Here is a 12,399-nt window from a genome sequence, read left to right on the forward strand (position 1 = left end):
CTCGTTGATTGTCCGCGCCAACCTAGGCGATGGGCGCGAAAGGTAAAGTCAGGGTTTGTGATCGGTCAGCGACCGCGCCTTGCCGCGTTCCAGACCCAGCTGGTGTTCGCGCCAGATCACCACCGCATTGCCGGCGATCACCAGTGCCGCCCCCAGCAGGATCGCCAGGGTCGGCAGTTCGTCGAACCAGACATAGCCGATGAAGATCGCAAACAGCATCGACGTGTAGTCATAGGGCGCCAGCATCGAGGCCTGCCCGAACCGGTAGGACGAGGTCACCAGAATCTGCGCGACGCCGCCGATCAGCCCCATCGTAATCAGGATCAGCAGCTGGTTCAGGGTCGGCATGGTCCAGCCCCAGAACACGGTCAGCGCTGACAGCAGCGTGGCGGTCATCGAGAAATAGAAGACGATTGCGGCGGGGTGATCGACCTGAACCAGTTGCCGGATGTGGATCTGCACGAAGCCTCGGGCCACGGTCGCACCCAGCACGCACAGCGCGCCGATCGTGGCCCCGGTGCCCAGATCGGCCGAGCCCAGCCGCGGCCAGATCATGATCAGCACGCCCAAGAGCCCGATCGCCACCGCGCCGATGCGGATCAGGCGGATGCGCTCGCCCAGCAGCAGCGCCGCCAGGATCAGGGTGAAGATCGGGGTGGCATAGCCAATGGCCGTAACCTCGGGCAGGGGCAGCAGGCTGAGCCCGGTGAAGGTCAGGCCCATGGCGGTGGTGCCCAGCACCCCACGCCAGAAATGGCCCATGGGCTTCCTGACGACAAAGCCCTGCGCCAGTTCCCCGCGCGAGATCAGCCAGGCCACGATCACCGGCACCGCGAAAAGCGAACGGAAAAACACCATCTGGCCCGGCGGGAAATCCGCCGACAGCGCCTTGACCAGCGCCGACATCGCCGTGAACAGGAACAGCGCGCTGAGTTTCAGCGTCACGGCCAGCAAAGGGCGATGAGAGGTCATGGATTGGGCCATCGGCGCGACCCTGCCCCCTTGCGCGGCAAAGATCAACGGGTCGGATTGGGGCGTGTCCAGCTGTCGGGCAGCGGGCTGCCGATCTCTTCGGCAAACTCGGTCAGAAACCGAATCATGCGCCGGACCCGTTGCTGCGCGATCTGCCGTCCGGCCTCGGTCAGCATGTCGTCGGGCAGGGCCAGCAGCTTCACCTTCCAGTGGTCGATCGAATAGTGCAGATCGTCCAGCGGACGGTGTGATGCGAACGGATCGGCCGGATCATAGAGCGTCCGCCCCAAAGCACCGGACACCGAGAAATTCCGCGCGATCCCGATGGCGCCCAGCGCATCCAGCCGGTCGGCATCGCGCAGGATGCGCGCCTCGGGCGTCTCGGGCGGGATGTTGGCGGAAAAACTGTGCGCCTCGATCGCGTGGCGGGTGGCGGCGATCTGGGCATCGCTCAGGCCCAGGTCTCGCAGAACAGGCTCGGACTCCTCGGCCGACCGGCGCGAGGCCAGGTGTCGGTCGGGGTCGTTCTTGGGCAGGTTGACCAGATCGTGCAGATAGCAGGCCGCCAGCAGCAGGGTCCTGTCGGTCTGCGCATCGGCGATGGCGCGGGCATTGACCCAGACACGGTCCAGATGGGCCAGGTCATGGGCCGGGTCGGTGATCATCCGCTGCGCGACGACTGCGCGCAGGCGGTCGCGCAGCTCAGCCAATCCGTCCACGGTTTTCACCGATCTGGCCGCGATGCAGCAGCAGGTGGTCCAGGATCACGCAGGCCATCATCGCTTCGCCCACCGGGACGGCGCGGATGCCGACGCAGGGGTCGTGGCGGCCCTTGGTGATGATCTCGGTCTCTTCGCCCGATTTGGTGATGGTCTTGCGCGTGGTCAGGATCGACGAGGTGGGCTTGACCGCGAAACGCACCACGATGTCCTGCCCGGTTGAGATGCCGCCCAAAATGCCGCCCGCGTGGTTCGAGCTGTATTGCGGGCCGTCCTGACCCATGAAGATCTCGTCGGCATTGGCCTCGCCTGTCAGTTCGGCGGCGGCCATGCCTTCGCCGATTTCGACACCTTTGACCGCGTTGATCGACATCATCGCCGCGGCCAGATCGGTGTCGAGCTTGCCATAGACCGGCGCGCCCAGGCCCGCGGGAACGCCGCGCGCCACCACTTCGACCACCGCGCCGACCGAATTGCCGGATTTGCGCAGATCGTCCAGATAGGCCGCCCAGTCCTCGGCGGCTTGTGCATCCGGGGTCCAGAACGGGTTCTGTTCGATCTGCGCCCAGTCAAAGTTGGCGCGGTCGATCCGGTGCGGGCCGATCTGGGTCATGTAGCCGGTGATCTGGACATTGGGCGCGATCTGCTTGATCGCCTCGCGCGCCAGCCCGCCCGCGGCCACACGCGCCGCCGTTTCGCGGGCCGAGCTGCGCCCGCCGCCGCGATAGTCTCGGATGCCGTATTTCTGCCAATAGGTGATGTCGGCATGGCCGGGGCGGAACTTGTCCATGATGTCCCCGTAATCCTTCGAGCGTTGATCGGTGTTCTCGATCATCAGTTGGACGGGGGTGCCGGTTGTCTGGCCCTCGAACACGCCCGACATAATCTTCACCTGATCGGGCTCGCGTCGCTGGGTGGTGAACTTGTTCTGGCCCGGTTTGCGCTTGTCCAGCCAGTGCTGGATCATGCCTTCGTCGATCGGGACGCCGGGCGGGCAGCCATCCACCGTGGCGCCCAGCGCGGGGCCGTGGCTTTCACCCCAGGTGGTGACGCGGAAAAGGTGTCCAAAGCTGTTCATCGACATGGGGCGTGCTCCTTTGAGGGTCGTGATTAACGGCGAGAGCCTGCCGCCTCAAGCGGATTTGCGGTTGGGGCATCGCTGCCCCAACCCAGTGTGCTTAGGCCGCACGGGTCAGTGCGGCGCGGGTTTCGACGATTTTCAGCGCCGCCCGGGCCGCCTCGCGCCCCTTTTCCACGAAATGCGCGCGGTAGATGGCGTTGTGATGGTCGGTTTCCTGGTACTGGTGCGGCGTCAGCGACACCGACAGGACCGGCACGCCGGTTTCCAGCCCCGCGCGCATCAGCCCGTCAACCACGGCCTGCGCCACGAAATCGTGCCGGTAGATGCCGCCATCGACGACAAAAGCCGCGCAGGCCACGGCGGCATAGCGGCCCGTCCGGGCCAGGTCGCGGGCCAGCAGGGGCATTTCAAACGCGCCCGGCACGTCGAACACATCGACCTGATCGGCGGGGATCAACTCCAGAAAACCGTCCAGCGCGCGGTCGACGATATCGGCATGCCAGTTGGCTTTGACGAAAGCATAGCGGGTGTGTGTCAACGTGATCTCCTTTCAGCTTGGTGGCCTGCTGGCGGGTGCGAAGGGTTTCGCGGCCAGCGCGGCATGACACGTCACCCAAGGCGATCACGGACAGACGCGCCCTTGGCGAGGCGCGCTGCTCGTTCTCTTTCATCCGGACTTTAACCGTCGGCTCTGGCCTCTCACCAGATCTGCTGACACTCTGTCGGTTGAATGACAGAGCCGCTCGCGGGCTGGCGGGTCTGGGCCCGCATACCGCCGGTGGGGAATTCCGCCCCGCCCTGAGAACGGCGCGACCTTGCCAAGCGTGCGCGCGATCTGCAAGACCTGTCTGCAGGAGGACGGTCATGCACCCCAACCCAGCCTTTCGCGCCGAGGACCGCGCGCGCCATGTGGAGTTTGCCCGCAGCCGGGGATTCGGCGTACTGGCGCTGTCGGTCGACGGCCCGCCATTGATCAGCCATGTGCCCTTTCTGCTGTCCGAGGATGGCGCGGTGGCCGAACTGCATCTGGTGCGTTCGAACCCGATCGTGCGGGCGCTGGCCAACCCGCAGGAGGCGCGGATCGCGGTTCAGGGGCCCGACGGCTATGTCTCGCCCGATTGGTACGAGGTCGCGGATCAGGTGCCCACGTGGAATTACGTGGCAGTCCACCTGACCGGCCGGCTGGAATTGCAGCCGCAGGACCGGCTGCGCGATCTGCTGGACCGGCAATCGGCCTTTTTTGAGCAGCGGCTGCAACCCAAACCGCCCTGGCGCGCCGACAAGATGGACCCGGCGGCGCTGGAGCGCATGATGCGCATGATCGTGCCCTGCCGCATGCAGATCACCCAGATCGACGGCACCTGGAAACTGAACCAGAACAAGCCCGAGGCGGCGCGACTGGCCGCGGCCGAGAATGTCGAGCAGTCCGGGATCGGCACCGAGCTTGGTCAACTGGCCGCCCTGATGCGGGACAGTTGACTGGCGCCGGGTTGGGTTCAGTCGGTGAAAGTGGCCAGATAGGCGGCGATATCCTCGGCGCCTGTCTTCAGCTTGACGCTCATGTTCGGGCGGGCGGTGTCGTCATTCAGGAAGTCCTGAATGAACCCGATCGGGTCGCGGGCGTAGGCGGCGATATTTTCCTGCGTCCAGACCAGGCCGTTTTCACCGGCGCGGATCATGTCATCGGTGAACATGCCGATGGGCAGCCGTTCACTGCCGTTCAGATAGTCGTTTTCGGTTCCGGCGGCCCTGCCGACCACACCATAGAGATTCGGGCCGGTGATGCCGCCTTTGATCAGAACCTCGCCATCCTTGATGATGGCGTGACAGGACGAGCAGCGGTTGTAGAGTTTCTCGCCGCGCGCGGCGTCGCCTTCGGCGGCGGCGTGGTGTGCGGCGGTGAACGCGAGCAGCAGAATGGAATTTTTAAACAAAGTCATTTGGGTCCTCATTCAGATCGGTCGCGCGCCCGCCGCCTTTGCTTGAAAAACCCCGGGGTCGCAACCGGGAAATTCATCGCAGCACAACCGAAAAAAATGATTTCAAAATAGATGTTTACATGGGTTATCTGGACCCGGAACTTCGCGGTCCGTTCGCTGTTGAATATGCCTCGCGCCGGGTACCCGAGTGAACAGGTGCTCGGCCGGGCCGGGGGCGAAGGGTCAGAGAATCACCTGCGAAGTGATTCGCGCCTTCGAACGGCGTTTTTCGCAACACCCGAGGAAGTTCTTGAAAAATGACCCCTTCATTGTGACATGAATGCCCAGATGCGGCGTAGTGCGCGCCTATGACCGCTGGACGAACCGATTTCCGCCAGCTAGATACCCGCGATGAGACGCCGCTTTGATGCGGTGCTGATGCATGTTTGCCCGTAGCCGGGCGCTGGAATCGGAGAAAACCTCGTGTCCCACGCAGAAGACCACGAAGGCACCCGCAGAGATTTCCTCTACTACGCCGCCGGCGGCGCAGGTGTCGTTGCAACGGGAGCCGCCGTGTGGCCCCTGGTCAACCAAATGAACCCCTCGGCAGACGTTCAGGCGCTGTCCTCGATCCGCGTGGATGTCAGCGGCGTCGAGATCGGCACCCAGATCACGGTCAAGTGGCTGGGCAAGCCCGTCTTCATTCGTCGCCGTACCGAAGAAGAGATCAACTGGGGCCGCGAAGTGCCGCTGGAGGATCTGCCGGATCAGAACGACCGGAACGAAAACAAGCCGAACCTGCCCGCGACCGACGAAAACCGGACGCTGGACGAAGCCGGCGAATGGCTGGTGATGATGGGCGTCTGCACCCATCTGGGCTGCGTTCCTCTGGGCGACGGCGCCGGTGATTTCCACGGGTGGTTCTGCCCGTGCCACGGATCGCACTACGATACGGCGGGCCGTATCCGCAAAGGTCCCGCTCCGGAAAACCTGCATATCCCGGTCGCCGAGTTCCTCGACGAAACCACCATCAAGCTGGGTTAAGGAGACGCGCTCATGTCCGGTATCCCGCACGATCACTATGAACCGAAGACCAACGGCGAGAAGTGGCTGAACAACCGTCTGCCCATTGTCGGTCTTCTATACGACACTTTGATGATCCCCACCCCGAAGAACCTGAACTGGATGTGGATCTGGGGCATCGTCCTGACCTTCTGCCTGGCGTTGCAGATCGTCACCGGCATCGTTCTGGTGATGCACTATACCCCGCATGTCGATCTGGCCTTTGCCAGCGTCGAGCACATCATGCGCAACGTAAACGGCGGCTACATGCTGCGGTACCTGCACATGAACGGCGCGTCGCTGTTCTTCGTGGCGGTCTATATTCACATCTTCCGCGGTCTGTTCTACGGATCGTACAAGGCGCCGCGCGAAGTGACTTGGATCATCGGCATGCTGATCTACCTGATGATGATGGGCACCGCCTTCATGGGCTATGTTCTGCCTTGGGGTCAGATGTCCTTCTGGGGCGCCACCGTGATCACCGGCCTGTTCGGCGCGATCCCCTTCGTGGGCGAAGCGATCCAGACCTGGCTGCTGGGCGGACCGGCCGTCGACAACGCGACGCTGAACCGCTTCTTCTCGCTGCACTATCTGCTGCCCTTCATCATCGCAGGGCTGGTCATCGTGCATATCTGGGCCTTCCACACCACCGGCAACAACAACCCCACGGGTGTTGAAGTTCGCCGCACGTCGAAAGCCGAGGCCGAGAAAGACACGCTGCCGTTCTGGCCCTATTTCGTGATCAAGGACCTGTTCGCGCTGGCCGTCATCCTGGTCGTGTTCTGGGCAATCGTCGGCTTCATGCCGAACTACCTGGGCCACCCGGACAACTACATCGAAGCCAACCCGCTGGTCACGCCCGCGCACATCGTGCCCGAATGGTACTTCCTGCCGTTCTACGCGATCCTGCGTGCCTTCACTAGCGAAGTCTGGGTCGTGCAGTTCGCCAGCTTCATTACCGGTGGCATCATCGACGCCAAGTTCTTTGGTGTTCTGGCGATGTTCGGTGCAATCCTGGCAATGGCGCTGGCGCCGTGGCTGGACACTTCGACCGTGCGTTCGGGCAAGTACCGCCCGATGTTCAAATGGTGGTTCTACCTTCTGGTCATCGACTTCTTTGCCCTGATGTGGCTGGGTGCGATGCCGGCGGAAGAGCCCTATGCGACCTTCTCGCTGATCGCGTCCGCCTACTGGTTCGCCTATTTCTTCGTGATCCTGCCGATCCTGGGTGTCATCGAAAAGCCCGATGCCCAGCCGGAAACCATCGAAGAAGACTTCAACGCGCATTATGGCAAGGCTGACGCCGACGCCACGCCGGCCGAGTAAGAAGAGGGACCGGAAACCATGTTCAAGAAACTTGCAATCGGTGCCGCGTTTGCCATCGCCCTTGCTCCTGCTGCGGTATCCGCAGCCGGAGGCGGTGAGCAGCATATCGAGGACTTCGACTTCTCGTTCGAAGGGCCCTTTGGCGCTTACGATCAGAACCAGCTTCAGCGCGGCCTGCAGATCTATACCGAGGTTTGCGCGGCCTGCCACGGTCTGAAATACGTACCGCTGCGCGACCTCACGGCGCTGGGCTACTCGGAAGAAGAAGTCATCGCTTATGCCGCTGGCTCGTTCGAGGTGTTCGATCCCGAGCTGGACGATTTTCGCCCGGCTAGGCCGACCGATCACTTCCCGGCCAACGATGCCGTGGGCGCACCTGACCTGAGCCTAATGGCCAAGGCACGTGCAGGCTTCCACGGCCCCTACGGTCTGGGGATCAACCAGCTGGTCAAAGGCATGGGTGGCGCTGAATATATCGCCTCGCTGCTGGACGGCTATACCGGCAAGGAAAAAGAAGAGGCCGGCACGATCCTGTACGAAAACACCGCCTTCCCGGGCGGCTGGATTTCGATGGGTCCGCCGTTGTCTGACGAACAGGTCGAGTTTGCCGACGGACACGAAAACACCGTCGAGGCCATGTCCCAGGACGTCTCTGCGTTCCTGATGTGGGCCGCCGAACCAAAAATGATGGATCGCAAGGCCTCGGGCTTTGTCGGGGTTCTGTTCCTGACCATCATGTCGGTGCTTCTCTACCTAGTGAACAAGCGTCTGTGGGCGCCGGTCAAAGGCAAAAAGTCGGTTTGACCTGAAGGTCACCTGCAAGAGCAAGACAACCCCGCGCATGCCGCGGGGTTGTTTCTTTTTGCGGTCGGAAACTCGCCGAACCTGGCATCAGCGCGGGCTTATTCACAGCTTTTAAGCGGAATGCGCATGGCACCGGCGGAGTCGGCTGCTCAGGTTTTCGACAGCGTCAGGCGGTCTGACGCAGGATCGAAACCAAGGAGACCCGACATGAAACTACCCATACTTGCAGCCGCTTTGCTTGTGGCCACTCCGGTTCTGGCTCTGGACCTGGTGCCGGATACGGAACTGGGCAAGACAGAGACCGAGGTGCGCACCGCTCTGACCGAGCTTGGCTATGACGTGCGCAAGATCGAAATGGAGGACGGTGAAATCGAGGCCTATGTCGTGAAAGACGGACAGATGGCCGAGGTCTATGTGAACCCCGCGTCCGGCAAGATCCAAAAGATCGAGGACAAGTGACCGGCAATGTCCGAGTCCATCCAGCACCAGAGCGGGCGCGAGGGCGCCCGCACCATCCGGGTCTGGGACCCGCTGGTCCGCCTGATCCACTGGTCGGTGGTTCTGAGCATTCTGCTCAACGCCGCTGTGACCGACCCCGAGGGGCTTCTGCACGAATACGTCGGCTATGCCGTACTCGGGCTGGTTCTGCTGCGCTTGGCCTGGGGCGTCCTTGGGCCGGCACCAGCCAGGTTCTCGGCATTCCCGTTCAGCCCGAATGCTGCGGTCCGACATGTGCGTGACACGGTCCGGGGCGACCGGTCGGTTCACCTGTCGCACAATCCTCTGGGCGCGCTGATGGTCTACAACATCTGGATGACGTTAGGCGTCATCTGCGCCACAGGTACCATGATGGGTACCACGGCCTTCTTCGGGGTGGGCTGGGTCGAGAATGCGCACGAGCTGGCGTTCAACTGGCTGATGCTCAGCGTTCTTCTGCACGTGCTTGGCGTGCTTTTGGACCAACGTCGAACCGGTGTCGCTCTGGTCAAAGCCATGGTAACAGGGGACAAGAATATTCCTGATGGCTGGTCGACCAAATGATCAAATGGATCACCGACAACCTGCGGTCCGGCGATGCGGATGCACGCCGGGCCGTTCTGATGGCGGCGATGATCGTGGTTCAGGGGCTATGTGCCGCATTCTACATGGGTGACGCCATCCTGGACCTCGATGGCAGCGAGCCTCTGGCGCATCTCGTTTTGGAATCCCTGGTCGCGACCGTCCTTTGCCTTGGCGTCCTGTTTTTCATGCTCGAGCTGCGCAGATTGCTGGCGCGAATGGACCAGGCAAAACAAGGCCTGCGCGCGGCGCAGGGAGAAATGAGCGCCGTGATCGACACTTTCTTTACCCGCTGGGGCCTGACCAGCGCCGAGCGCGAAGTGGGCCTGTTGATCCTCAAGGGCGTCGACAATGAGAATATCGCCCGGATCCGAGGCCGCGCCGTGGGTACCGTTCGCGCGCAATCGGCTTCGATCTATGGAAAAGCCGGCGTGGACGGGCGGGCCCAACTGATCAGTGTTTTCATGGAAGAGCTTCTGGCGACTGACGGGCCGGCCTGAGAGGCGTCAGGCCACCAGCTGCTGATCGCGAACCCCGGTGATGGCGGCAGTGACGATCTGCCCTTCGGGTTGCGCGTTCGCAAATGTCACTTCGGTGAACTGCTCGGTCCGGCCCATGTGAGAATTCTCCATCAGAATGTGATGGGTCTTGCCCAGTTGGGCCGCCAGGTGCCTGGCTACCTGCGTATCACCCGCCTCACGTAGCCTGGCCGCACGTTCCTTTATGACCTTGCCGTTGACCTGCTGCGGAATGCGCGCCGCCGGCGTGCCTTCTCGCTTGGAATAGGGAAAGACATGCAGCCAGGTCAGGTCGCAGTCGGTGACCAGTTTCAGCGAGTTCTCGAAATGCGCCTCGGTTTCCGTCGGAAAGCCCGCGATGATGTCGGCGCCAAAGGTGATCTCGGGGCGCAGCTTGCGGGCCTCTTCGGTAAAGCGGATGGCGTCGTCGCGCAGGTGGCGGCGCTTCATCCGTTTCAGGATCAGATCGTCACCATGCTGCAGCGACAGGTGCAAATGCGGCATCAGGCGCGATTCGGTCGCGATGGCCTGCATCAGGTTCTCGTCCACCTCGATCGAATCGATCGAGCTGATGCGAAGGCGCGGCAGGTCGGGCACCAGTTTCAGGATGCGCATGACCAGATCGCCCAGCTTGGGGCTTGCGGGCAGGCCGGCGCCCCAGGATGTCAGATCGACGCCGGTCAGCACGACCTCGTTATAGCCCCGGTCGACCAGCCGCTTGATCTGGTCCACCACCACGCCCGCCGGGACGCTGCGCGAGTTGCCGCGGCCATAGGGGATGATGCAGAAGGTGCAGCGGTGGTCACAGCCGTTCTGGACCTGCACATAGGCGCGCGAGCGGGTGCCGAATCCGTCGATAAGGTGGCCGGCGGTTTCGGTGACCGACATGATGTCATCGACCTGAACCGTCTCGGTCTCGCCGATGAAATCGGCGGCCATGCCTTTCCAGGTCTCGGGGCGCATCTTTTCGGTGTTGCCGATCACCGCATCGACCTCGTCCATCTCGGCAAAGGTCTGAGGTTCGGTCTGGGCCGCGCAGCCGGTGACGATCAGCCGGGCGCTGGGGTTCTCGCGGCGCAGCTTGCGAATCTCCTGCCGGGCCTTGCGGACGGCTTCGGCGGTGACGGCGCAGGTGTTCACGATCACCGCGTCCGTCAGCCCGGCCTGCTGCGACAGCTCCTTCATCGCCTCGGTCTCATAGGCGTTGAGCCGGCAGCCCAGCGTGGTGAATTTCGGCGGGTTCATCCCAGCGACTCCAGAAACTCGGGCTTCAGCGTGCCCGAGAAGACATGGCAGGTGGTGCCGGTCATCCAGACGCCGTCCTCGCGCCAATCAATCCAGATGGTGCCGCCGTCCAGTTCGATCTGCACCTTGCGTCCGGTCAGGCCGCGCCGCGCCGCGGCCACGGCCGTGGCGCAGGACGACGAGCCCGAGGCCAGCGTGATGCCCACGCCGCGCTCCCACACCCGCATGCGGATTTGATCCGGGCCGATGATCTGGGCGACCTGCACATTGGTGCGCTGCGGATAGAGCGGGTGATGCTCATAGCGCGCGCCGAATTCCTCCAGCGGAATCGCCTCGGCGTCTTCGACGAAGAAGGTGCAATGCGGGTTGCCCATGCCGGTTGCCACTGGTCCGCCTTCGATCGGCAGTTCCAGCGTATCCACCTCTTCGGCCAATGGAATGTCGGCCCAGTCCAGCTGCGGATGCCCCATGTTGACCGAAGTCAGCCCGTCGCCCGCGTCCCGCGCCTGCAGCGTGCCGTGGCTGGTGGTCAGCGTCAGTTCGGATTTGCCGCTTTCCTGCATCAGGAACCGGGCGATGCAGCGGGTGGCGTTGCCGCAGGTGGCCGAGATCGACCCATCAGCATTGTAGAACACCAGATGCGCATCCGATTCGCCGTTTTCGATGACGGCCAGCTGGTCGAATCCGACCCCGAACTGCCGGTGTCCGATCCCGCGCGCCAGCGCCGGCGTGATCTGCACCGGATGCGCGCGCGCGTCCACAATGACGAAGTCATTGCCAAGCCCGTGCATCTTCATGAAGGGCAAACCGGTGTCGGATCGTTGCTGCATGGCGGGCATATAGCCTTGCCGCAGACATGAATCCAGCCCGGCGCGAAGATTCCTGAAAAAAGGGGTTGACCCCCCGCCGCCTCAACCCTAATTAGGCCGCCTATCGGGACGCCGGGAACACAATGATTTCAGGCGGAACGCGGTGCGAAAAAGGGCTTGTACCCAGTCGGGAAAATGCCTTAGACAGCGCCACGGATCGAAACGATCCGATGAAAAGAGTGGGCCGTTAGCTCAGTTGGTAGAGCAACTGACTTTTAATCAGTGGGTCGCAGGTTCGAATCCTGCACGGCTCACCACTTTTTCCAAAGACTGACCAAGTTGCCGCGCCGCGCGGTTACTTCTTTTCGAAGAACAGCACGACTTCGCCCAGCCGGATGCCAAAGCGCGAGACGTAGGCGCGGTTCAGCAGGCGGTCATCGTCCAGCAGCCACATCCAGTCGTCGAAATCGACACGCATCGTGCCGCCCTTCACCGGCAGGTCGATGCGGTATTTCCAGTTGAACGTGTCGCCACGCTCGGTTCCCGACGCGGTGCCCAGAACGCCGGGTGCGGTGCCGGTCCATGTATCCTCGCCGGTTTTGGTCAGGGTCCAGATGCGCTGTTCGGTGGCGCCGTCGTCATAGACGAAGTCTTCGACCAAAGTCAGCGTCTGACCGTCCCATGTCCCGTTGATGTCGACCGTGAACCGGCGCGGGATGTTGCCCAGAACGTCCTGGAACTGCCCATAGGCCACGGTGTGGCCCTCAAAGAACTCTTCGAGGTTCAGCTGGCGGTCCGACAGGAAAGTGGTCGGGACTTTCGGTTTGAAGGCGCAAGCCGCCGTCAGCAGCAGGCACGCGAAGGCCAGTCGTTTCATGAGCCGGG

Annotated in this window: 15 protein-coding genes, 1 tRNA gene and 1 riboswitch; of the genes, 8 read left to right on the forward strand and 8 right to left on the reverse strand. The window is 62.8% G+C overall.

What is annotated here, in order from left to right; translation table 11 throughout:
* Nucleotides 1–48: 48 nt before the first annotated feature.
* From ACR0JC_RS11205 to ACR0JC_RS11220, 4 genes are all read right to left on the reverse strand, one after another.
* Nucleotides 49–984, reverse strand: a complete 936-nt coding sequence (locus tag ACR0JC_RS11205) for a DMT family transporter (protein ID WP_170342844.1) — start codon at nt 982–984, stop codon at nt 49–51.
* A gap of 32 nt (nt 985–1,016) precedes the next feature.
* Entirely contained in the window at nt 1,017–1,691 is a 675-nt protein-coding gene (locus ACR0JC_RS11210) for an HD domain-containing protein (RefSeq protein ID WP_170342846.1), read from the reverse strand.
* Nucleotides 1,675–2,775: a chorismate synthase gene (gene aroC, locus ACR0JC_RS11215; protein ID WP_170342848.1), complete on the reverse strand. Its 1,101-nt coding sequence runs from the start codon at nt 2,773–2,775 to the stop codon at nt 1,675–1,677. Before aroC ends, ACR0JC_RS11210 begins: the two co-directional genes overlap by 17 nt.
* Before the next feature lie 94 nt (nt 2,776–2,869).
* Entirely contained in the window at nt 2,870–3,310 is a 441-nt protein-coding gene (locus tag ACR0JC_RS11220) for a 6,7-dimethyl-8-ribityllumazine synthase (protein WP_170342850.1), read from the reverse strand.
* Between the two features lie 117 nt (nt 3,311–3,427).
* A riboswitch (FMN riboswitch) is annotated at nt 3,428–3,582 on the reverse strand.
* 54 nt (nt 3,583–3,636) lie between these two features.
* Between ACR0JC_RS11220 and ACR0JC_RS11225 the strand changes: the two genes are divergently transcribed.
* Nucleotides 3,637–4,251, forward strand: coding sequence for an FMN-binding negative transcriptional regulator (locus ACR0JC_RS11225; protein WP_170342852.1), 615 nt, complete (start codon nt 3,637–3,639; stop codon nt 4,249–4,251).
* Between the two features lie 17 nt (nt 4,252–4,268).
* Here the strand turns inward: ACR0JC_RS11225 and ACR0JC_RS11230 are convergent, their stop codons facing one another.
* Nucleotides 4,269–4,712, reverse strand: coding sequence for a c-type cytochrome (locus ACR0JC_RS11230; protein ID WP_170342853.1), 444 nt, complete (start codon nt 4,710–4,712; stop codon nt 4,269–4,271).
* Nucleotides 4,713–5,174: 462 nt separating this feature from the next.
* On the opposite strand from ACR0JC_RS11230, the gene petA reads away from it, so the two are divergent.
* The 6 genes from petA (at nt 5,175) to ACR0JC_RS11260 (ending at nt 9,442) form a co-directional block, all read left to right on the forward strand.
* On the forward strand, nt 5,175–5,735 hold the full coding sequence (gene petA, locus ACR0JC_RS11235; protein ID WP_093964025.1) for a ubiquinol-cytochrome c reductase iron-sulfur subunit: 561 nt from the start codon (nt 5,175–5,177) through the stop codon (nt 5,733–5,735).
* Nucleotides 5,736–5,747: 12 nt separating this feature from the next.
* Nucleotides 5,748–7,079 (forward strand): cytochrome b, encoded by a 1,332-nt coding sequence (gene petB / locus ACR0JC_RS11240; protein WP_170342855.1) that lies wholly within the window; start codon nt 5,748–5,750, stop codon nt 7,077–7,079.
* Between the two features lie 18 nt (nt 7,080–7,097).
* Complete coding sequence (locus ACR0JC_RS11245) at nt 7,098–7,883, forward strand: cytochrome c1 (RefSeq protein ID WP_170342857.1); 786 nt, start codon at nt 7,098–7,100, stop codon at nt 7,881–7,883.
* 207 nt (nt 7,884–8,090) lie between these two features.
* Complete coding sequence (locus ACR0JC_RS11250; RefSeq protein ID WP_170342859.1) at nt 8,091–8,342, forward strand: PepSY domain-containing protein; 252 nt, start codon at nt 8,091–8,093, stop codon at nt 8,340–8,342.
* 6 nt (nt 8,343–8,348) lie between these two features.
* The gene (locus tag ACR0JC_RS11255; protein ID WP_170342861.1) at nt 8,349–8,924 is read left to right on the forward strand and encodes a cytochrome b/b6 domain-containing protein; all 576 of its coding nucleotides are present in this window, start codon (nt 8,349–8,351) and stop codon (nt 8,922–8,924) included.
* A complete protein-coding gene (locus ACR0JC_RS11260; protein ID WP_170342863.1) occupies nt 8,921–9,442 on the forward strand; it encodes a helix-turn-helix transcriptional regulator in 522 nt (173 codons plus the stop codon). The genes ACR0JC_RS11255 and ACR0JC_RS11260 overlap by 4 nt, the downstream gene beginning before the upstream one ends.
* A gap of 6 nt (nt 9,443–9,448) precedes the next feature.
* On the opposite strand, the gene mtaB is transcribed toward ACR0JC_RS11260, so the two are convergent.
* The gene (mtaB, locus tag ACR0JC_RS11265; RefSeq protein ID WP_170342865.1) at nt 9,449–10,705 is read right to left on the reverse strand and encodes a tRNA (N(6)-L-threonylcarbamoyladenosine(37)-C(2))-methylthiotransferase MtaB; all 1,257 of its coding nucleotides are present in this window, start codon (nt 10,703–10,705) and stop codon (nt 9,449–9,451) included.
* On the reverse strand, nt 10,702–11,544 hold the full coding sequence (gene dapF, locus ACR0JC_RS11270) for a diaminopimelate epimerase (protein ID WP_170342867.1): 843 nt from the start codon (nt 11,542–11,544) through the stop codon (nt 10,702–10,704). Before dapF ends, mtaB begins: the two co-directional genes overlap by 4 nt.
* Before the next feature lie 211 nt (nt 11,545–11,755).
* Here dapF and ACR0JC_RS11275 point away from each other — a divergent pair.
* Nucleotides 11,756–11,831: transfer RNA gene (locus ACR0JC_RS11275), tRNA-Lys, on the forward strand.
* Between the two features lie 38 nt (nt 11,832–11,869).
* Here the strand turns inward: ACR0JC_RS11275 and ACR0JC_RS11280 are convergent.
* Nucleotides 11,870–12,391: a DUF3833 family protein gene (locus ACR0JC_RS11280; RefSeq protein ID WP_170342913.1), complete on the reverse strand. Its 522-nt coding sequence runs from the start codon at nt 12,389–12,391 to the stop codon at nt 11,870–11,872.
* Between the last annotated feature and the right edge of the window lie 8 nt (nt 12,392–12,399).

The organism is Ruegeria sp. CH5, assembly GCF_056537025.1.